At 59.8% G+C, this 20,142-nt stretch carries 25 protein-coding genes; 6 read left to right on the top strand and 19 right to left on the bottom strand.

Annotation, left to right across the window (positions count from 1 at the left end; genetic code table 11):
* Positions 1–76: 76 nt before the first annotated feature.
* The 4 genes from B9Z51_RS12945 to B9Z51_RS12930 all read right to left on the bottom strand — a co-directional run bounded on the left by B9Z51_RS12945 (position 77) and on the right by B9Z51_RS12930 (position 3,126).
* The gene (locus tag B9Z51_RS12945) at positions 77–838 is read right to left on the bottom strand and encodes a TOBE domain-containing protein (protein ID WP_108375376.1); all 762 of its coding nucleotides are present in this window, start codon (positions 836–838) and stop codon (positions 77–79) included.
* A 249-nt stretch (positions 839–1,087) separates the two neighbouring features.
* Positions 1,088–1,837, bottom strand: a complete 750-nt coding sequence (locus B9Z51_RS12940; RefSeq protein ID WP_108375988.1) for a tRNA-uridine aminocarboxypropyltransferase — start codon at positions 1,835–1,837, stop codon at positions 1,088–1,090.
* Positions 1,838–1,870: 33 nt separating this feature from the next.
* Positions 1,871–2,752 (bottom strand): PA4780 family RIO1-like protein kinase, encoded by an 882-nt coding sequence (locus B9Z51_RS12935; RefSeq protein WP_108375374.1) that lies wholly within the window; start codon positions 2,750–2,752, stop codon positions 1,871–1,873.
* Positions 2,749–3,126, bottom strand: coding sequence for a VOC family protein (locus B9Z51_RS12930; RefSeq protein WP_108375372.1), 378 nt, complete (start codon positions 3,124–3,126; stop codon positions 2,749–2,751). Before B9Z51_RS12930 ends, B9Z51_RS12935 begins: the two co-directional genes overlap by 4 nt.
* Positions 3,127–3,331: 205 nt before the next feature.
* On the opposite strand from B9Z51_RS12930, the gene B9Z51_RS12925 reads away from it, so the two are divergent.
* Both B9Z51_RS12925 and gloA read left to right on the top strand, forming a co-directional pair.
* Complete coding sequence (locus B9Z51_RS12925; protein WP_108375370.1) at positions 3,332–3,886, top strand: PaaI family thioesterase; 555 nt, start codon at positions 3,332–3,334, stop codon at positions 3,884–3,886.
* Entirely contained in the window at positions 3,883–4,293 is a 411-nt protein-coding gene (gene gloA / locus B9Z51_RS12920; RefSeq protein WP_108375369.1) for a lactoylglutathione lyase, read from the top strand. The genes B9Z51_RS12925 and gloA overlap by 4 nt, the downstream gene beginning before the upstream one ends.
* Positions 4,294–4,483: 190 nt before the next feature.
* On the opposite strand, the gene eda is transcribed toward gloA, so the two are convergent.
* From eda to B9Z51_RS12905, 3 genes are all read right to left on the bottom strand, one after another.
* Positions 4,484–5,119, bottom strand: a complete 636-nt coding sequence (gene eda, locus B9Z51_RS12915) for a bifunctional 4-hydroxy-2-oxoglutarate aldolase/2-dehydro-3-deoxy-phosphogluconate aldolase (RefSeq protein WP_108375367.1) — start codon at positions 5,117–5,119, stop codon at positions 4,484–4,486.
* A complete protein-coding gene (gene edd, locus B9Z51_RS12910) occupies positions 5,110–6,951 on the bottom strand; it encodes a phosphogluconate dehydratase (RefSeq protein ID WP_108375365.1) in 1,842 nt (613 codons plus the stop codon). The genes eda and edd overlap by 10 nt, the downstream gene beginning before the upstream one ends.
* A 167-nt stretch (positions 6,952–7,118) precedes the next feature.
* The gene (locus B9Z51_RS12905; protein ID WP_108375363.1) at positions 7,119–7,340 is read right to left on the bottom strand and encodes a hypothetical protein; all 222 of its coding nucleotides are present in this window, start codon (positions 7,338–7,340) and stop codon (positions 7,119–7,121) included.
* Between the two features lie 51 nt (positions 7,341–7,391).
* Between B9Z51_RS12905 and B9Z51_RS12900 the strand changes: the two genes are divergently transcribed.
* Positions 7,392–8,009, top strand: coding sequence for a gamma-glutamylcyclotransferase (locus B9Z51_RS12900; RefSeq protein WP_108375361.1), 618 nt, complete (start codon positions 7,392–7,394; stop codon positions 8,007–8,009).
* A gap of 63 nt (positions 8,010–8,072) precedes the next feature.
* On the top strand, positions 8,073–8,705 hold the full coding sequence (gene pdxH, locus B9Z51_RS12895; RefSeq protein WP_108375359.1) for a pyridoxamine 5'-phosphate oxidase: 633 nt from the start codon (positions 8,073–8,075) through the stop codon (positions 8,703–8,705).
* Positions 8,706–8,718: 13 nt separating this feature from the next.
* Here pdxH and B9Z51_RS12890 read toward each other — a convergent pair whose 3' ends face one another.
* The 5 genes from B9Z51_RS12890 to B9Z51_RS12870 all read right to left on the bottom strand — a co-directional run bounded on the left by B9Z51_RS12890 (position 8,719) and on the right by B9Z51_RS12870 (position 13,768).
* Positions 8,719–9,681, bottom strand: a complete 963-nt coding sequence (locus B9Z51_RS12890) for an AEC family transporter (protein ID WP_108375357.1) — start codon at positions 9,679–9,681, stop codon at positions 8,719–8,721.
* 385 nt (positions 9,682–10,066) lie between these two features.
* A complete protein-coding gene (locus B9Z51_RS12885) occupies positions 10,067–12,124 on the bottom strand; it encodes a TonB-dependent receptor (RefSeq protein WP_108375355.1) in 2,058 nt (685 codons plus the stop codon).
* A 75-nt stretch (positions 12,125–12,199) separates the two neighbouring features.
* Entirely contained in the window at positions 12,200–12,559 is a 360-nt protein-coding gene (locus tag B9Z51_RS12880) for a hypothetical protein (protein ID WP_108375353.1), read from the bottom strand.
* A gap of 63 nt (positions 12,560–12,622) precedes the next feature.
* The gene (gene msrA / locus B9Z51_RS12875; protein ID WP_108375351.1) at positions 12,623–13,156 is read right to left on the bottom strand and encodes a peptide-methionine (S)-S-oxide reductase MsrA; all 534 of its coding nucleotides are present in this window, start codon (positions 13,154–13,156) and stop codon (positions 12,623–12,625) included.
* A 21-nt stretch (positions 13,157–13,177) separates the two neighbouring features.
* Positions 13,178–13,768, bottom strand: coding sequence for a TPM domain-containing protein (locus B9Z51_RS12870; RefSeq protein WP_108375987.1), 591 nt, complete (start codon positions 13,766–13,768; stop codon positions 13,178–13,180).
* A gap of 151 nt (positions 13,769–13,919) precedes the next feature.
* On the opposite strand from B9Z51_RS12870, the gene B9Z51_RS12865 reads away from it, so the two are divergent.
* Complete coding sequence (locus tag B9Z51_RS12865; RefSeq protein WP_108375986.1) at positions 13,920–15,089, top strand: IS4 family transposase; 1,170 nt, start codon at positions 13,920–13,922, stop codon at positions 15,087–15,089.
* A 153-nt stretch (positions 15,090–15,242) separates the two neighbouring features.
* Here the strand turns inward: B9Z51_RS12865 and B9Z51_RS12860 are convergent, their stop codons facing one another.
* Both B9Z51_RS12860 and B9Z51_RS12855 read right to left on the bottom strand, forming a co-directional pair.
* On the bottom strand, positions 15,243–15,587 hold the full coding sequence (locus tag B9Z51_RS12860) for a hypothetical protein (protein WP_108375349.1): 345 nt from the start codon (positions 15,585–15,587) through the stop codon (positions 15,243–15,245).
* 195 nt (positions 15,588–15,782) lie between these two features.
* Positions 15,783–16,013, bottom strand: coding sequence for a DUF4287 domain-containing protein (locus tag B9Z51_RS12855; RefSeq protein ID WP_199227534.1), 231 nt, complete (start codon positions 16,011–16,013; stop codon positions 15,783–15,785).
* A gap of 230 nt (positions 16,014–16,243) precedes the next feature.
* Between B9Z51_RS12855 and B9Z51_RS18895 the strand changes: the two genes are divergently transcribed.
* Positions 16,244–16,474 (top strand): hypothetical protein, encoded by a 231-nt coding sequence (locus B9Z51_RS18895; protein WP_233254957.1) that lies wholly within the window; start codon positions 16,244–16,246, stop codon positions 16,472–16,474.
* A gap of 13 nt (positions 16,475–16,487) precedes the next feature.
* On the opposite strand, the gene B9Z51_RS12850 is transcribed toward B9Z51_RS18895, so the two are convergent.
* The 5 genes from B9Z51_RS12850 to glcF all read right to left on the bottom strand — a co-directional run bounded on the left by B9Z51_RS12850 (position 16,488) and on the right by glcF (position 20,136).
* Positions 16,488–16,847: a hypothetical protein gene (locus B9Z51_RS12850; protein WP_108375345.1), complete on the bottom strand. Its 360-nt coding sequence runs from the start codon at positions 16,845–16,847 to the stop codon at positions 16,488–16,490.
* A 39-nt stretch (positions 16,848–16,886) separates the two neighbouring features.
* The gene (locus B9Z51_RS12845) at positions 16,887–17,246 is read right to left on the bottom strand and encodes a DUF6463 family protein (RefSeq protein WP_108375343.1); all 360 of its coding nucleotides are present in this window, start codon (positions 17,244–17,246) and stop codon (positions 16,887–16,889) included.
* Between the two features lie 69 nt (positions 17,247–17,315).
* The gene (locus B9Z51_RS12840; protein ID WP_108375341.1) at positions 17,316–17,942 is read right to left on the bottom strand and encodes a LysE family translocator; all 627 of its coding nucleotides are present in this window, start codon (positions 17,940–17,942) and stop codon (positions 17,316–17,318) included.
* 218 nt (positions 17,943–18,160) lie between these two features.
* Positions 18,161–18,862 (bottom strand): hypothetical protein, encoded by a 702-nt coding sequence (locus tag B9Z51_RS12835; RefSeq protein ID WP_108375339.1) that lies wholly within the window; start codon positions 18,860–18,862, stop codon positions 18,161–18,163.
* A 38-nt stretch (positions 18,863–18,900) separates the two neighbouring features.
* Positions 18,901–20,136 (bottom strand): glycolate oxidase subunit GlcF, encoded by a 1,236-nt coding sequence (gene glcF, locus B9Z51_RS12830; RefSeq protein ID WP_108375337.1) that lies wholly within the window; start codon positions 20,134–20,136, stop codon positions 18,901–18,903.
* Positions 20,137–20,142: the final 6 nt, after the last annotated feature.

Here is a 20,142-nt window from a genome sequence, read left to right as displayed (position 1 = left end):
TCGATCACTTGACTCTAAAGTTGAACGGCGATCTTATCATTCGGTATGAATATAAAGAATAGCGCAACATCACCCATTAAGGCAACGCAATCACCACCGCCGTTTCTTCAAAATTGGCCACAGCCCGCTGCCGAACTTTCAATTCAAACCCTGCTTGTGCGAAACCTACCATTTGCAAGCCGCAGTCGAGCAACAAGCCGATCTCTCCTGTCGCCCTTCCCCGAGAGGCTCTTGTGACCACGCCATGAACGGCATTGCCATGGGCATGCTCAGAAGTCGAAACGCTGACCGCCGTGGCTTTGCACAGGGCAAAGACCTCATCTCCCGCCTGAAGGTTGAGCAGTTCAACACTTTCTTGGGTGACTCTCGAAAACAACGAGGTCTTGCCGGGCAATCTCAATTCCACACGAACTGCTGATCCTGATTTTTGCAACTTCCCAATAGAACACGGGAATTGATTGCGCATGCTGGTGCGCAAACTCAAGGCGCCATAACGTTGACGCTCTCCTGCCTGAGGCCCAATACCTTGGTTCAGTTTTTGGAGCGCGGCCCTCTTGGCGGCGTTCAATTGTTCGGCGGCTTCAAGCAAGGCCACGCCAGCAGCAGTCAAGGTGGCGCCGCCGCCGCCAGATCCACCGACATTGCGATGCAACAAGGCCGTGCCAGCCAAATTGGTCAGCGTGTCAATGGCTTGCCAAGCACCTTTGTAACTGACCCCGGCTTGCCTGGCAGCTTCAGAGATGGAACCTGTATCACCGATGCGCCGCAAGATGTCCAGACGTTTGTCAACCACCTCGTTACTCAGGGCCTTGTCTACATGCAACTGCGTGATGTCCATGGTGTGCCAACCTCTTCAATTCAGTCGTTTCAAAATGGGCGCGCATGCCATGGCACTGACGCGGCCTTGGGTTTTACCCACACGAATTGAACATGCCAACGTACCATGCCAATGCAATGGGTATGGTCAGCTGGATGATCTCTTTTTCACGTTGACGCTATTTTATTAAAGAATAGCGAATGCATGGGACGACGGCATGACGATTGCCCAATGAACGCCAACGCTTCGGCCAATTTGCCTCGAGCTCTTTCAGAAATTCACTTCCAAATCACGCAGTCCGTGATGGGCCGCGCCGTCCCAATCGGGTGGCAGCTGGTGTTTGGCTTGCAGGTAATGGTGGGTATACACATCCAGATAGGCCTGCAGGGTGCACGCGGCATGGGCCTCGCCCGCCAAGTCCAGGCACAGCGATGCAACCTCACTGGTGCAAAAGTGGTCATCCCGCCGGGAGCGACGCAGCTGGTAGCGCGAGACCTGTTCAGGCTTGAGGCTCAGCACCGGCAAGGCATCCAGGTAAGGGCTTTTGCGGAACATCTTGCGGGCTTCAGGCCAAGTGGCGTCAAGCAAGATAAACAAGGGTCGTTTGTGAGGCGTCAGGCTCTGCACTTCGTGTACAACCCGATCGGTCGCCACAAACTCGCCCGGAAACACCACATAAGGCTGCCATTGCGGATCGGCCAGCAGCGCCAGCAAGGCGGGATCGACTTCGGTGCGCGCCCAGCCAAAGGCGAAAGTGTCTTGCACCACATCGGCGATCAGCCAGCCCGTGTTGCTGGGCTTGAGGGGCTCAATGTCCGCCATCAGCAAACACATGCCCGACTGCGTGGACACCACGGGCCGCACACCACACATGCAATGGCTGGGCACCAAGCGACAGCCAGCGCAGCGCTCACCCTTGATGCCACCCCGGGCCAGAAAAGGTTTGGCACTTCGGGCCAGACGGGCGCTACGCAACCGCGAGACGGCATGTGGCTCGACCGAGGAAGGTGACTTGACGATAGAGACGGGCGGCGTAGACAAAATTTCCAGCCCTCACCCCGCAGGCATGGCCATGCGCAAGCGACGGGCCGCTTCTTCATCACGGGCATCGTCAATTTCACGCAGCACCGCCACCATATCAACGTCGGCAGTAGAGCGTTCGAAATGTCCTGTCAGCGGTGTCTCATGGCTCAGCAGACCCGCTTGGTACAAGCGCCAGATTTCGGGGCCGTATTCGGTCTTCAACAACTGGGGCGCAAACTGCCCAAAGAAATCACGCAGATTGCCCACATCGCGCAGCAACATGCTTTGCGCGTGGTTGTTGCCCGCAGCGTCCACCGCTTGGGGCAGGTCGATGATGACCGGCTCGTCCACGCCGGGGTGATCGCCATCGCCAGGGATGTGGGCCAGCAAGATGTTGAACTCAGACAAGTCGCCATGCACCACACCCGCGCACAACATGCGCACCACCTCGGCAATCAAGGTGGCGTGGTGTTGCAGGGCTTGTTCTGGCGTGAAGGCCACATCGTTCAGGCGCGGGGCCGCGTCGCCATGGGCGTCGGTCACCAGCTCCATGAGCAGCACGCCGTCAAAAAAGTTGTAGGGTCTGGGCACCCGCACGCCGGCTGCGGCCAAGCGGTAAAGCGCATCCACTTCGGCGCTTTGCCAGGCGGCTTCTTGCTCTTGCCTGCCAAACTTGCTGCCCTTGGCCATGGCCCGGGCTGAGCGCGAGTTTTTGACCTTGCGGTTTTCGGTGTAATCCACCGCTTGGCGAAAACTGCGGTGCGTGGCTTCTTTGTAAATCTTGGCGCAGCGGGTCTCGTCCCCGCAGCGCACCACAAACACCATGGCCTCTTTGCCACTCATGAGCTGGCGAACCACGGTGTCGATCAGGCCCTCTTCCAGGAGGGCCTGCAGTCGGGGGGGAGCCTTCATCCAGGGCGATGCAAGGCGCAGAGCTTGTTGCCGTCCGGGTCGCGCAGATAGGCCAGGTACAGCTTGCCCGCTGGCGTTTCGCGGAAACCCGGTGGGTCTTCGCAGGTGGTGCCACCGTTGGCCACACCTGCCGCATGAAAGGCATCGCCTTGCTCGGCCGACTGCACCGTAAAACCGATCGTGCTGCCATTGCCATGGCATGCAGGCTCACCGTTGATGGGCGTGGTGATGGCAAACGTGCCAGTGGGGCTGCGGTAGAAGTAGCGGTTTTTGTTGGCTACACCGGGGCCATGGCCCAGTGTGCTGAGCACGGCGTCGTAAAACTTCTTCGAGACCTCAAGGTCATTCACACCCAACATCACATGGCTGAACATGGCTTTTCTCCGTTAAAACCCGGGATCCGGCGATTTGAACCTGGGCAATGGTACTTGATGCGCCGAGCCACGAAATGCCTGCACCCCGCAACGAAGTCGCCAAGGTGGTTGCCTTGGGGGTCCGCCATGCTGCAAGCTCTGTACTGGATGAAATCATCACTCTGAACCCAGGCCGCAAGGCCCTTTTTTTGATCTGGATACGACTGTGAACACACCTCCCAACTTGCTCAACACCTGGCTGGCGCAAGAGCAAGAAATACGAACCCGCCTGAATGCAGGCGCTGGCCCCGGCGTGGCCCGACCCGACCAAGTGGCGGGCAAAACGGGTCTGGAAGTCATGCAAGGCCTGCTCAGCGGCGAGCTGCCCTATGCCAGCATTGCCAAAACACTGGACTTTTTGCTGATCGAAGTCAGCGCGGGACAGGCCATTTTTCAAGGGGCGCCCGGCCTGCAACACATGAACCCACTGGGCACGGTGCATGGCGGCTGGTTTGCCACCCTGCTCGACTCGGCCCTGGGCTGCGCGGTGCACACCATGATGCCGCCGGGCCGCGGCTACACCACTGCCGACCTGAGCGTGAAGCTGGTCAAGGCCCTCACCCCCAAAGTGCAGCGCGTGCGGGCCATTGGCCAGGTGGTGCACTGCGGCCGCCAACTGGCCACCGCCGAGGCCCGCCTGGTCGGCCCCGACGGCACCCTCTACGCCCATGCCAGCACGGCCTGCCTGGTTTTTGAAATGCCCACACAATCCAAATCATGAGACTTCTACACACCATGCTGCGCGTTGGCAATCTTCAACGCTCCATCGACTTCTACACCCAGGTGCTGGGCATGAAACTGCTGCGCACCTCGGAAAACCCCGAGTACAAATACTCGCTGGCCTTTGTGGGCTATGGCAACAACCCCGACCATGCCGAGCTGGAGCTGACCTACAACTGGGGCGTCGAGACCTACGAAATGGGTACGGCTTACGGCCACATCGCGCTGGGCGTGCCCGATGCCTATGCGGCTTGCGAAAAGATCAAGGGCGCTGGCGGCCAAGTCACCCGTGAAGCGGGCCCGGTCAAAGGCGGCACCACGGTGATTGCTTTTGTGACCGACCCCGACGGCTACAAAGTCGAGTTGATTCAACGGGCCGAGTACGCAGCAGGCCAAGGTTTGCGCTGAATGTGCAGGTCGGTGCTGAAGGCCCAGCAAATCCATGTCGGAGTCTTCGACCACCGACCTGCATAACCAACTCGCAGTTCGGCACTCACAGAGTCCGACATGACTTTCGATCACCATCAATGAATACCGGGACTGCGGGTGCAGCAATCCCAGGACATCCGTCAGAGCTGAAGCTCTGACCCGCACACCATCAACGGGGCAACTGACTCGCCTCGCGCGCCAACTTTTCAATGCGCGCCCAGTCGCCTTGAGCCAGCGCGTCGGCGGGTACCAACCACGAACCGCCTACACAAGCCACGTTGGGCAGGCTTAAAAACTCCAAGGCATTGCCAGGGGTCACGCCACCCGTGGGGCAAAACTTCACATCAAAAAACGGACCGCTCCAGGCCTTGAGCATGGCGGGGCCACCCGCTTGCATGGCGGGGAAGAATTTGAGTTCGGTGTAACCGTCTTCTTGCGCCATCATGATTTCGCTGCCAGTGGCCACACCGGGCAAGAGCGACAAACCATGGTCGCGGCAGGCCTGGCCGACCGTTTTGGTGTAGCCGGGACTTACCGCAAAACGGGCACCCGCTTTGGCCGCTGCGGCCGCATCGGCGGGGCTGCGCACAGTACCAGCGCCCACCACGGCACCGGGCACTTCTTTGGCGATGGCTTCCATGCAGGCCAGGGCCTGCGGCGTGCGCAGCGTGACTTCGAGCATGCGGATACCGCCTGCGACCAAAGCACGGGCCATGGGCACGGCGTGCGCCACATCGTTCAGCACGATCACGGGGATCACGGGGGCGTCCTGCATCACTTGCAGGGCAGAGAAATTCACAGCCATGTGCAGGCTCCTTCTTCGGCTTTGAGCGCATTGCGGCGCAGGTTGGCAAACAGTTCACGGCCCATGCCCACGCCATTGGCGGCGCGCAGCTCGACGGGCATTTGGGCCAGTGGGCGGGCGGCCCATTCGGCCTCGCTCACCAGCACTTGCAGGGTGCCCGCCACGCCGTCCAGGCGGATCACATCACCGTCCTGCACCTTGGCCAGCGGGCCACCGGCTGCGGCTTCGGGCGAGACATGGATGGCGGCAGGCACCTTGCCCGACGCGCCGCTCATGCGGCCATCGGTGACCAGCGCCACCTTGAAGCCTTTGCCTTGCAGCACGGCCAGGGGCGGAGTGAGTTTGTGCAGCTCGGGCATGCCGTTGGCTTGAGGGCCTTGCCAGCGCACCACGCACACCACATCACGGTCGAGCTCTCCGGCCTTGAACGCGGCATGCAACTCGTCTTGCGAGCTGAACACGCGGGCTGGCGCTTCGATGGTGTGCAGTTCTTCGGGCACCGCAGAGATCTTGATCACGCTGCGGCCCAGGTTGCCCTGCAAGAGCTTGAGACCACCCGATGCGCTGAACGGGCTGGATGCGGGGCGCACCACGGAATCATCTTTGCTGACTCCAATGTCGTTCCAGACCAATTGCCCATCTTGCAAAGAAGGCATGCGGGTAAATTCACGCAGGCCACCGGCACGCACCGTCAGCACATCGGCGTGCATCAAACCGGCGTTGAGCAACTCGCGGATCACATAACCCGGGCCACCTGCAGCCTGGAACTGGTTCACATCAGCACTGCCATTGGGGTAGACGCGACTGAGCAAAGGCACCACGTCGGACAAAGCTGAAAAATCATCCCAATCGATCACAATGCCTGCGGCGCGGGCCACGGCCACCCAATGGATCAGATGATTGGTCGAGCCGCCCGTGGCCAGCAAGGCCACCATGGCGTTGACAATGCAGCGCTCATCCACCAAACGGCCAATGGGCGTGAAGTTTTTGTTTTTGACCAAGCCCAGAACGGTGCGAGCGGCTTCGCGGGTCAGTTCCTGGCGCACGCCTTCACCCGGGTTGATAAAGGCCGTACCGGGCACATGCAGGCCCATGGCTTCAAGCAGCATCTGGTTGCTGTTGGCCGTTCCATAAAAGGTGCAGGTGCCTTCTGCATGGTAGGCGGCGGATTCAGCAGCCAGCAGTTCGGGCCGGCCGACATGGCCCAAAGCGGCTTTTTCACGCACCTTGGATTTTTCGTTGTTGGACAGCCCACTGGTCATCGGGCCTGCGGGCACAAACACCGTGGGCAAATGGCCAAACTGCAAGGCGCCAATCAGCAGGCCCGGCACGATTTTGTCGCACACGCCCAGCATCAGGGCGGCGTCAAACACGTCGTGGCTCAGCGACACGGCCGTGGCCATGGCGATCACGTCGCGGCTGAACAGGCTCAGCTCCATGCCCGGCGTGCCCTGGGTCACGCCGTCGCACATGGCGGGCACGCCCCCAGCAACCTGGGCCGTGGCACCCAGCTTACGGGCCTCGTCTTTGATCAGGTCGGGGTAGTGCTGCAGCGGCGCATGGGCCGACAGCAAGTCGTTGTAGGCATTGACGATGCCGATGTTGGGGGCACGCGGCGCGACCACCTGGATCTTGTCTAGCGCAGTGGCGCGGTTTTTGTCGCCCTCTGGCATCGCTGCAAAAGCATGGGCCACATTGGCGCAACCCAGACGCTGCGCGCCAGCCGCGCGGTTGGCGTAGCTGTCCACCTGCTGCAAATAGGCCTGGCGGGTCGGGCGGCTGCGCTCGGTGATGCGAGCGGTGACGGCTGCCAAAATCGGATGAAGTGTCATGAACTTGGGCCTGAAGGCTTTGTAACAAAATTACATCACCGATGGTAACCGTGTTCTGGCCGTTTATACCGTTTGATCGGTTACAGATGGGGTACAAGTCGCAACCGGTCGCTGACAGGCGCAAAAAAAACCGCCTAAGCGGGTTGGGCAAGCCACGGCAAAGGTGCTTACTTGTGCTCAGCGTGTGCAGCTTCAGAAGCGGCTGGCGCAGCAGATGCTGCTTCCGAGGCGGCCTCGGCAGGTGCTACAGCAGCCGCCACAGGTGCTATTACTTTGACTTTTTTGCTCTTGGCAATACCGAAACCAATGGCCAGGCCCACGGCCAGCACGATCACGGCCACCAAAACGGCCCAAACTACGGGTTGATTGTCATCTTGAGGGGTCGACATGTGTGTTTTCTCCGAAAATAGTGGCGAGATTGTAATGGGGCCTTGTTGCACATGACTGACAGCTTCACCCAAGCCGAAACCGGCCTGCCCACCCAGCCAGAGGCTGCGGTATTTCAAAGTGGCTTGCTGAAGCGCTTTCGTGCCCAATGCGCCATGGGCCACGACTTGTGGGTGTTTGGCTACGCCTCTCTGTTGTGGCGCCCCGAATTTGAGGCCGTTGAACAGCACCGCACGCAGGTCTGGGGCTGGCACCGCGCCCTCAAAATGTGGAGTCGAGTGAACCGGGGCAGCCCGCAATGTCCGGGCCTGGTGTTTGCCCTGCTGCCCGGCGGCAGCTGCAAGGGGGTGGTTTACCGCATCGCCAAAGACCAGGCCGACGAGGTACTGACCCGGCTGTGGGCCAGAGAAATGCCCATGGACGTTTACACACCCAACTGGCTGCCTTGCGCAACGCCCAAGGGCCCCGTCAAAGCGCTGGCCTTCACATTGCCCCGCAGCAGCCCCAGCTTCACCGGTGACCTGACCGCAGACACTTACCGGCAAATCTTTCAGCAAGCCCGCGGACGCTTTGGCACCACGCTGGACTATGCCTTGCAGACCTACCGCAGCTTGCAGGCTCACGGCATCGAAGACCGGGCGCTGGCCGCCTTGTTGCGCCATGCCGAATGATGTTTTGCGGCGCTGGCTGACCTGAGACAAAGTGGCGCCCAAACCGCTGCCTATACTTGCACCATGAACATCGCCGACCTGCGCAAGAGCTACGAAAAAGCCGAGCTCAACGAAAACGCCTCCCACGCTGACCCACTCAAGCAGTTTGAGCAATGGCTGCTAGAAGCCATCGCCGCTGAAGTGCCCGAGCCGAACGCCATGACGCTGGCCACCGTGGCCAGCAACCTGCGCCCCAGCACACGGGTGGTGCTGATCAAGGGCTACGACGCACGCGGCATCGTCTGGTACACCAACTACGCCAGCCAAAAAGGCCAGGAACTGGCGGGAAACCCGTTTGCTGCGTTGCAGTTCCATTGGGTTGAACTCGAACGTGTGGTGCGCATCGAAGGCCGGGTCGAAAAAGTCTCAGACGAAGAAAGCGATGCCTACTTCCACAGCCGCCCGCTCGATTCACGCATCGGCGCCTGGGCGTCGCCGCAAAGCCAGGTGATTGAAGGCCGCACCGTGCTGGTAACCAACGCCGCCAAATACGCCGCGCAGTTCATGCTCAAACCCCCTCGCCCACCGCACTGGGGCGGCTACCGTCTGGTGCCCGACAGCTGGCAATTTTGGCAAGGCCGCAAAAGCCGTCTGCATGACCGGCTGCGTTACACACAGGATGGCGATCAGTGGTTGCGTGAGCGACTGGCACCTTAAACACCCTACCCGTTCAGACAGGCAACAAGGGCAGCACCGCCATGACCACCGAGACGCTGACCAAGGCCATGGCCGTTGACACCGCTACACCGGCGGTCACGGCATCTTCTTCTTTGCGGTAACGCTGCGAGAACAAAAACACATTGGCGCCGATGGGCAAGGCGGCAGCGACTGTCATGACGGCCAAGTGCAGGCCGCGCAGCCCCAACCACCAGCCCACGCTCCCCATCAGCACCGGATGAACCACGGTTTTGACCAAGGACAGGCGAAATGCCAACGACAGCTGCTGGCCAAGGGATGTGAGTGCCAGCGTGATGCCGACCAAGACCAGGGCCACGGGTCCAAACGCGCTGCCCAGCAAAGCCAGTGGCCGCTCCACCACGGGGTGCAAACCCCAGCCGGTTTGGGCATAGAGCAGCCCCACCAAAATGGGCAGGGGCACAGGATGGATGATGGCGTTGCGAATGGCCGACGCCACCGTGCGCCAGATGGGACGTCGCTCCCCCGACAAAGCCGCGTGTTCGTGGGCGACTTGCAACTCCAGCACCAAAGTGGCGGCACTGAGCAATACCAAAGCATGCAAAGAGATCAGGGTGAACAGCAGCACCTGGCCCTCCTGCCCGTACGCCAGCCCCACAAGCGGCACGCCGATCATCAAGGTGTTGCTGAAAATGCTGGCCAGCGCCAACACCGAGGCCCGGCTGTTGCCCCCGTAGACCCAGAGCATGGCCACAAACAAGGCCCCGGCCACCAGGAAATATTGCGCCACCGGCTTGAAATCGAGCTGCTCGATGTGCACGCTGCTCATGGTGCGAAACAGCAGGGCCTGGGTCAGCACCAAAAACACCAGATTGGATAAATCGCGCACCGACTCACCACGCACCAGCTTGGCCTTACCTGCGACAAAGCCAATAAAAATCAGAAAAACCACGGGCAAGAGAGACGAGAGAACAGGGTGATCAAGGTCAAGATGCATGGACTGGATTATCCCGTGGCCAAGGTGCGTGCGCACATCACAGGCTTTGCAGGTCGGTGGTCGAAGACCCCGACGCGGGCTTGCTGCACTTTTAGGCCACGGAATGCATTGGCGGTGATCAGAAGGCATGTCGGACTCTTCGAGTGCCGACCTACATAGCGGCTCCTGTAGGTCGGTGGTCGAAGACCCCGACATGGGCTTACTGCACTTTCAGGCCACGGCATGCATTGGCGGAGATCAGAAGGCATGTCGGACTCTTCGAGTGCCGACCTACATAGCGGCTCCTGTAGGTCGGTGGTCGAAGACCCCGACATGGGCTTGCTGCACTTGCAGCCCACGGTATGCAATGGCGGTGATCAGAAGGTATGCGGGCAACGGGATCTGCTCAGAAGCTGGCTTGCACCCCCAGTTTGAAGCTGCGGCCTGGCAAGGGCGATTTGCCAAAGGCGGTGCTGGTGAGGATGGAGGTCGCGCTGTAGGCCAGTTGGTCGTTGAGGTTGTCCAAGCGCGCAAACCAGTTGAGTACGGTGGCGTCCAGCTTCTGGCGGTAGGACACGCTGGCGTTGACCAAGGTGTAAGCGCCGGTGGCCACGCTGCCAGTGGGCACGCGGTTTTGCGCGGCGTACCGGTCAGCACCCAACTTGGCGCTCCAGAGGCCTTGGGCATAAGCAAGCGTCGCCCCCAGCCGCAAGGGCGAGATGCGGGGCAAGGGCTCGCCCGTGCGTTCGTTGGTGGCGCGCACGGTGTCGGCGCGCCAATCCAGATCGAGCGTGGCGGTGCCCTGCCACAGGCGTTGACGGCCGTTGGCTTCCAGACCCTGAAACCGGGCAGGTACACCCTGGTAATTCTGAACAGGCAGCGCTCCAGCGTCGCTCTGAGAGACGAGCAGGCCGTCCTTGCTTTTGAATTCACCCGTGCCCATCAAGCCGATGTAATTGGCAAACTGGCTGGCAAAGGCGGTCAGTGCCAGGCGGTTGGGGCCAGACTTCCAGTTCAGCCCCAGGTCCATGCTGCGGGACTTTTCCAGACCCAAGGCACTGTGGCCCACCTCCCAGGCGTGGGTGGCCAGGTGCGGGCCGTTGGCAAAGAGCTCGTAGTCTTTGGGGGCACGCTGCGTCATGGCGGCGTTGCCGGTCAAGCCCCAGGTGGGCGACAGTTTGAAGGCTGCGCCAGCGGCCAAGCTGAAAGGCGTGAACTGCCGTTCGCCCACTTCAAAGCGCCCCTGATCGGGGTTGCCCAAAGACGCCACCCGCACCGACTCCCAGCGCGCACCGGCATTGAACTGCCCCCAGGCGGTGGGCAATTCTTCGTGCACAAACAGCGCCTGGCTGCGCGTGCGGCTGAACGGGGCAAACGCCTCGTCCCCCACCGCAGAAAACCGACTCGATTCAACCTGCCCGCCCAGCACGCCCTGCCAACCGGCCAGCGGACGGTGGCGCGCCTCGACACGCAGGTCTTGCCCCTGGTTGGCAAACACCGTGCCGGGGGTGCCGTTGTCAAACTCGGTGTGCTGGTAGTTGGTGTGGCTCACACGCGCCTTGAGGCTGTCCCACACGCCGGGCAAGTGGCGCACCTGGCTTTCGAGTGCGTAGCGGGTGGTCTTCATGCCGATCGTGACCTGGTCTTCGGCCACCGTGCCGTAGTCGCTTTGGTAGGTGTTGACCGATGCGCCCAGGTAACCATCGTCCCAAAAGGTGCTGGCACCGATGGCCCCGCCACGAGACTGGCTGGCCGAGTTGCAGATGCGACGGGCGTTGACAGGCGAACCAGGTTTCTCACAAGTCAGCGACACCGGCACGCGCACATCACCCGTGCGCCGGTCGAAACCGTCCACATGCACGGCCCAGCGCTCGTTGCCAGCCTCCAGCAGCCCCGCTGCGCTGCGCTCAGCATTGCCCGTGCCCGCTTGCAACTGGGCTTTGCCCAGCACCCCGCTCAGGGCTTCGCGCGGGATGCGGTTGTCGATCACATTGACCACGCCGCCCACGGCGCTGCCGCCGTATTGCAAGGCAGCCGGACCGCGCAAGACCTCAATGCGCTCGGTGGACAGCACATCCATCGGGACAGCATGGTCGTAGCTCAAGGCCGACACATCCACACTCGATGCGCTGTTGCTCAAGACCCGGATGCGGTCGCCGTCCAGCCCCCGGATGATGGGACGGCTCGCGTTCGGGCCAAAGTAGGTGCTGGACACGCCGGGCAGGCCGTTCAGGGTTTCACCCAAAGTGCCTTGTCCGCGTTCGAGCAGTTCGCTGCGCCCCATGGCGCTGACGGGCACGGTGGTCTGGTCACGCCCCAAAGGGTTGCCGGTGATGACGATTTCCTGGGCAGAGGTTTGGACAGAGGTTTGAACAGAGGTTTGAACAGAGGTTTGGGCTGAGGCCGACAGGGCGGCGCACCAGCAGGCGGATGCCAGAGCTGAAAATTTCAAAGTGGGCTTCATGGTGTGAATGGGAAAACAAGAAAACTCGTCTGCAGCGCCCGGACATGCCGGGCTGCGCAGACAGCGGTCAGTAGTTCACATCCACACGGGGGGCGCTCGGGCTTGGGCGGGCCACCAAGGCGGTGCGGCCAAGGCGCCCTGCATCGGCAGCACAGGCGCCAACGCGGGCAACAGCGCCAGCTTCAAGGGGGCAGGCCATGCAGTCAAAGCGCTGGCATGGCCCAGATGGTCCAGCACCTGGCACAGCGCCGAGCCGATGGCATGACCATCGTCCTGCGCGTCCGACAAGGGTGCCGCCTGGGCGGGGGCCGTCACCGCTTGCTGCATCTGGTGCGCGATGCCGTGCCACTGCCCCCAGATCGGCGCCCACAGCAAAGCCGCGACCAGGCACAGGGTCAGTGCTGCACGCCAACGGACAACACGGCGAAGAAGCATCACTGTGACCGGCCCCTCAAAAAAAGCATCGCTGCATTCACCCTCACAAGCAGACTGCGGGGCTCAGTCACGCACCAAGCGCGCAAAGGTTTTGCGGAACTTGGCCACCTTGGGTGCAGCGACCGCCAGGCAATAGCCCTGCTCGGGGTTGCGCTCAAAAAAGTCCTGGTGGTAGTCCTCTGCGGCACTGTAGTTGGCCAGCGGCAGCACCTCGGTGACGATGGGCCGATCAAACGCCTGGCTTTGCGTCAACGCCTGCACCAAAGCCTGTGCGACTTGGGCCTGCGTCTCAGTGGTGAAGTAAATGCCGCTGCGGTACTGAGTGCCCAGATCATTGCCCTGCCGGTTCAAGGTGGTCGGGTCGTGGATCACAAAGAAAATCTCCAGCAACTCAAGGGCGCTGACTTGGGCAGGGTCATACACCAGCTTGACCACCTCGTTGTGACCGGTGCGGCCGGTGCACACCTGCTCGTAAGTGGGCGACACGGTCTGGCCATTGCAGTAACCCGACTCGACATCCACCACGCCTTGCACCTTCACATACACCGCCTCGGTGCACCAAAAACAACCGCCGCCCAATACCAGTGTGTCCATCATCTTGTGTCTTTCAAATCGTGTTCAAAGCATCGCAGGTGCATCGGGCAGTTCATTCGCCGGGCCATGCCCTGGACGCTCAGGCCTTTGACTGCTGACCGTCTCTGGCCGGGGACAGTGCTGAACCAACAAGGCCGTGACCGCATCCACGGCCTGCAACAAACCCGACTCAAACTGACCCTGCGCAAATGCGGCCTGCATGGGCTGCACCACCGCCTGCCAATGCGCCGCGCTGACCTGTTCGGCCACACCCCGGTCGGCCACCACTTCAATGGCGCGCTCGGCCATCAAAACATGAATCAGCACCCCATTGTTGTGCTGAGTGTCCCACACCCGAAGTTTGGAAAACAGCATCACGGCACGCTGGTGAATCAAGGTTTTGATGGGCGTTGCCTGGCGCACAAAGCGCCACAAATAGCTGCGGGGCAAATGGGTTTCAACAGACACACGGATTTGCCCCGTGTGCTGACGTTCACTGGCGGCCACCTGGGCCTCAATGCGCGCCAAAGTGGCTACAGGAAAGGCGCCGTGACTGCCGCGCACATCGGCCAGAGCATGGCGCCACCACAGGGGCAGCGCCTGAAGTCCATGTCGCAAAACTTGTGAAATGTTCATGTTTGCCTCCAGTAGTGTCCGGTTTATTTGATAGCCAACCCGCTGCAAGCCAGTAACGGCAAGGGTTTCAGAGGTTTCATGGGTGTCCACGATTTGAATTTGATTTTGCGCACTAGGCATGCTCCAGGGGTTCAATCACCTGGAGATGCCCATGAACGCAGGCAAAACCTTGTTCGCGCAGGTCATGGACTTTGTGCCTTGGAAGACCTTTGGCCGCATCATCGAGCGCCATCGAGGCGATACCGGGGTGCGCACGCTCAGCTGTACCGAGCTGTTTCGCATCATGGCGTTTGCCCAACTGACTTGGCGCGAGTCTTTGCGCGACATCGAAGCGTGTTTGACGGCCAATCAGTCCAAACTTTTTCACATGGGCATGCGCCACATTCCTGCACGCTCGACGCTGGCCGATGCCCTGAACTCTCGAGACTGGCGCATTTACCATGCTCTGGCGATGCGATTGATCGACCGAGCCCGCAGACTGTACGCCCAAGAACCCATGGGCGTGGATTTGGATGCCACCGTCTACGCCTTGGACTCCACCACCATCGACCTGTGTCTGGGTTTGTTCGACTGGGCACCGTTTCGCTCCACCAGGGCCGCTGTGAAGATGCACACCTTGCTGGACTTGCGCGGTGCAATTCCTGCCTTCATCCACATCAGCGACGGCAAGATGCACGATGTGCATGTGCTGGACATGCTGCCCATCGAGGCGGGCGCTTTCTACATCATGGACAGGGGCTATCTGGATTTCTCTCGCCTGTACACCATGCACCAATGCGCCGCTTTCTTCGTCACCCGTGCCAAGAGCAATATGAACGCCCGGCGTGTGTACTCGGCCCCTGTAGACAGAACCACGGGCCTTGTCTGCGATCAGACCATTGCGCTCAATGGGCACTACGCCAGCAAGGACTACCCCGAGCACTTGCGGCGCATCAAGTTCAAGGACCCCCAGACGGGAAAGGTGCTGGTCTTTCTGACCAACAACATGACACTGCCAGCGTTGACCATCACAGCCCTGTACAAGAACCGTTGGCAGGTCGAGTTGTTCTTCAAATGGATCAAGCAGCATCTGCGCATCAAGAAGTTTTTGGGCACCAGCGAGAACGCAGTCAAGACGCAAATCTGGTGCGCCGTGGCCACTTACGTGCTGATTGCCATTGTCAAGAAGGAGTTGCAACTGAAGGCCTCGCTCTACACTTTTCTACAGATTTTGTCGGTGTCTGTTTTCGAGAAAACCTCGGTTTCATGCGCCTTGCAGACCGATGCTTACACAACCGCACCACCTGACTGCGCTAAGCAGTTGAATTTGTTCACTTTTTAACCGGACACTACTGGTGACAATGACAAATTTGCTGCGTCGAGAACAACGCCAGCCGCATTACCACCTTGATCGCCATTTACAAAAGCATCAACGATATGAACTGTAATTTGCATAACAGGTTACTTTTTAAAGTTTCGGGTTGGTGAAACGAAGTCACAGCGCCTTTTCCGACTTTCGCGACATGCGACGACCACGTTGACGCACCGCCTCAATATCTTGCTCCAACGCGTTCAAGTCTTGCGCCGGGGCTGCCACCTCAGGCAGAGCCGCATGTCGGCCCATGAGCCACAGCGCAGTGGCGTACACCCCCATGCCCACCGACGGATCGCCCTTTTCCATGCGGATGAGCGTAGGCACCGACACCGCCATGCGGCTGGCCCAAGCGCGCAGACTTTCCTTGCGACGCTGACGGGCCAGCGCCAGGTTTTCACCCAAGTCCCGCAAAGCTTTGGCGGCGGAGGCAGGCAGTTGATCGGCAGCTAAGGATGGCTTTGGCATAACACAAACTTTAACAGGAGTTCAATTTTGTATCATTTTGAGGTTGATTTAACCGCACGTTAAACCAGCGCTGCTGGACATGTACCTTGTCCGTGGTCACCGGTGCGCCACCGGAGATGCGAACCGCTGAGACACAACCTGCGCTGACACATGAACAACTGGCCCAAGCCTGCGGCTTTGCTTCAGCGCGGGATTTCAGGCAGGTTTGGCAGAGGTGGGGTGCTGCGCCCGGTAGTACGCCACCAGCGCGTTGGCATGACCGTGCCCCAGACCGTGCTCGGTTTTGAGGTGCGCCACTTGCGCCATGTGCTTTGGGTTCTGCAAACCGTCCAAAATATTCAGCCAATGCGCCACCGGCTGACCGCAGGTCTTTTCAATGGACGGGAAATACGATGCGGGGCCCTGAACTTTGCTGGCGGTTGCCACTTCATTTCTCCTGAAGTGCGCCGTGTTGCTTTGCCCGTCAGAGGAAGGGGACTCACCTGCAAACGGCATCACCACAGATCATATCGGCCCATCTCACTGTTAACAGGAGCTGCTCAGGTAAGCTGCATGGTGAACGCCACCATATTCATCCTTGTATTTTGAAAATCAGATATTTGAAATGCAAGGATGTTTGAACGAATCACCCCAAACACGCTGATCGCGCGTCTGGCATGAAGCCGGACAGAGAAAAAACCAGCTGTTCCTGCGAGCCCATTCAGACCGGTTGGTTCTCCTGGGCGAAATTCAAAATGCGCAGCCGCTGTTTGCTGTGTTGCGCGATGACATCGATCGCAGCCGTCGTCCCTGTTCAGCATCGCTGGTCTTATGCCGAAGGGGTCGCGGTGATTGCGTTGGCTACATTTTTCCTTGGCAACATTGCCGGGGTACTGGTTACCGGGTGACAGCCAGCATGCGTCACGGTCGGCACACCCGACACGGCGTGTAGCCACGCAGCACCGCAGCATCACGGGATGTGAAATTGATCTCACTGCCTGCGCTGACGCTGTGCATCTTGGTGCAACTGCTCCGATGAAAAATCCGGTTTTCACTCTCCGACGTTGCCCAATAACGCTCGCTGTCCTTGTAAGGCTCTGACTCCACCGCCACCGACTTCACGCCGCACTGCGAACACTTCAGACGCGGGGCAATGGCCTCAATTTCGCCGACCGTCGGGCGGCGCGGACCGGCCAGAAGTCCGGCATTGCGGAACGCCAGAAAAGCCGAAACCTTGTGATGACAAGCGGTGCAGTGGAGGAAGATCGCGATGTCAGGCATTCAGATCAGTGGAATCAATTGATAGCTGTACAAGATTTTTCAGATAAGTCCATAGCCTGCGGCAACGATAGATGCCGAAATGAGTAAGCCCAGAAGAAAGGGGGACTTTGGGATGGCGATGACGCCAACAATGGATACAACAAGCAAGTAAACCCCAACCAGTCTGTAAAGCCTCATATCGCCAATTGCTGCTGCATGTACGGCCACTTGGCCTGCAAACATAAGAAGAGGACCGAACATGACAAACCAAAAGGCCGTGCGTCTGACTTCGGGCGCACCGAACTGACCTACGCACCCCGCCTTCAGACCGCCCATCAAGGGCGATCCAAACTTTACGAAGGCATAAGCAATATGCCCTATCCCCAGTGCGAAGAGCAGCCAAGCGAGTGCGATGTTCATGGTGGTGTAGTGATTGAATGTATGAAGGTTGAATGGCCGCTGTAGACCCGACGCATTCGATGTCGACGGTTATTTCTGCCTGAGCACAGCCACAGACAACCCAGAAGCCACAAACGCCACACCAGCACCCACATTGAGCCCTGCCACGACGCGGGGTTTTTGACGGAGCCAAGTGGACAAACGCGACGAGAAAACCCCCATCAATGCAAAACCCACCGCAGTCAAAAATGCAAACCATCCGCCGTAAACCAGCATCTGTGTGGTCACCGAGCCACGCTCCGGACTGACGAACTGAGGGATAAATGCCAGTACAAACAAGCCTGGCTTCGGATTGAGTGCTGCCGACAAAAATCCGGTCGCAAAAATGGTGGAGAGGGGTTGCTGTGCAGCGGGTGCAAAACTGATCAAGTTGCGTGAACGCAATACCTTGATTCCTAACCACAGCAAATAGGCGGCACCCGTCAGCTTGACCACCCAAAACGCAAGGGCCGAGGTTTGCATGAGCAGGGTCAACCCAAATGTTGCAGCGGCAACGTGAAACAAAATGCCCGCCCCCGATGAGATGCCCGAAACCATCGCCGCTTGCTTGCCCTGGCTGAGGCCGCGCCCAATGGCCAACAAGTTGTCCGGGCCAGGCGATAACACCAGCAGCAAACAAGCCGCGCTGTAGGCCAGCCAGATTTCGATGGGGAACATGAGAACGCCTCCTGATAGGTTCGATACGCCGAAGCCGCAAGGCATTTTATGGTCAAATATAAATCTTTATTAGTACAAAATATCATCAAGAACCTAGGTCCCCGCAACACCCATGCGCAAATCCAGGCCGAGACGCTGACTCCACCGCTCAACGTCTCCAGGAGTCACCTTGCAGACGCATGATGTCGCCGATGTTGGCGCTCATACGATCGGCAAAATCAATCGCCTCCACCACCACAACCAGACCCGCTATCCCCACCGTCAGACCCAGACGCCCCATCGCTGTCAGAAGGAAATCCATCTGTGCCGCCATCGTGCGAATCAGAAGAAAAGTCACCCCCACAATATGGCGATGAGCCGCCACTGTTGTCGCCCTTGCGCCTCACCCCTGAGCAGTCTGCGTCGTAATAAAAGCCGTTGGCAATGTTGAATTTTTTATCCAGCGCAAACAGCAAAGGTAATCTGGTGGGCGCACGAGGGTTGATGTTCTCTTCTTTGCACGCAAACCACCAGCACCTGCGTAACCCCTCATTGCTGTTCTGATTTTGAGAGAGCACCGCCGAAGGCGTGTGGTGCAGAAAGTGGCCAAAGGCGTGCTGACAAAAAGCGTCATATTCACGCGTATACAAAATAAATTCATGCCAAAGGTCATCCACCACTTGTGATGGCATGGCCACAAATTTGCAACCGCTTTGAAAATAAGCGAGGAAAAATTGCCGCAAACCACTGGCAATCAATTGGCAATCCTTGAGCTCCAAGTGCGGGTGTTTTTGACGCAAACGCTCAAACAGGCCAAGGGGCAAAGCACCATGGCGGATGAAGGCTTCTCGCGCCACCTGACGCCGGGTTTCTCTCAAGGTCAGCCAAATGACCATGCTGACTGTCCCGACCACAATCACCAACAACAGCAATGCAAGCATCAAAACTCCCTGTTGGCGTTATTTTGCTTGACTGACTTTTAAATCAACGCCCCATCCACCAACTCCACCCAATGCCGCACCGGCAGGCCGCTGCCGCTTTGCAGGTGGGTGATGCAGCCGATGTTGGCGCTCAGCACGCCTTGGGGTTCCAGCGCGTTCAGGTGGCCCAGCTTGCGGTCGCGCAACTGCTTGGACAGATCCGGGTTGAGCACGCTGTAGGTGCCCGCCGAGCCGCAGCAAAGGTGCGATTCATTGGCCGTGACCTTGATCTGGAAGCCCAGGTCGGTCAGGTGTTTCTCGACGCCGCCTTTGAGTTGCTGACCGTGTTGCAGCGTGCAAGGCGGGTGATAGGCCTGCAGGCCTGCGGCTTGCAGCGCCTCAGGTTTGAGCTTGTCCTTGAGCAGCGGCACCAGCTCGGGCAGCAGCTCGCTCAGGTCGCGGGTCAGCGCGCCGATGCGGGCGGCTTTGTCGGCGTACTTCGGGTCGTCTTTGAGCACATGGCCGTAGTCTTTGACCATGACGCCGCAGCCGGAGGCGTTCATGACGATGGCTTCAACCTCGCCGCTCTGCACCAGAGGCCACCAGGCGTCGATGTTGGCGCGCATGTGGTCTTTGCCGCCGTCGTGGTCGTTCAGGTGGAACTTGACCGCGCCGCAGCATCCTGCCTTGGGAGCGGTCACGGTCTGGATGCCTGCGGCGTCCAGCACGCGGGCGGTGGCGGTGTTGATGTTGGGACTCATGCTCGGCTGCACGCAGCCGGCCAGCATCAGCACTTTGCGGGCATGCGTGCGGGTGGGCCATGCGCCAGCGTTTTGAGGCGCAGGCACTTTGGCTTTCAGGCTGCCCGGCAGCAGGCCGCGCACCATTTGGCCCATCTTCATGGCGGGGGCAAACAGGGGCGAAGGCAGGCCTTCTTTCAGCGCCCAGCGCACCAGCTTTTCGCTGGTCGGGCGCTCGACTTTGGCGTCCACCAGTTTGCGGCCGATGTCGACCAAGTGGCCGTATTGCACGCCGCTGGGGCAAGTGCTTTCGCAGTTGCGGCAGGTCAGGCACCGGTCCAGGTGCATCTGGGTTTTGCGGGTGGGCGTTTGGCCCTCCAGCACCTGCTTCATCAGGTAGATGCGGCCACGCGGGCCGTCAAGCTCATCGCCCAGCAGTTGGTAGGTGGGGCAGGTGGCGGTGCAAAAGCCGCAGTGCACACATTTGCGCAGGATGGCTTCGGCTTCGATGCCGTCGGGGGTGTTTTGGTATTCGGGGGCGAGGTTGGTTTGCATGACGAT

The organism is Limnohabitans sp. T6-5, from assembly GCF_003063315.1.
Lineage (GTDB): Bacteria > Pseudomonadota > Gammaproteobacteria > Burkholderiales > Burkholderiaceae_C > Limnohabitans_A.
This window is presented reverse-complemented; position numbering and strand designations above follow the sequence as displayed.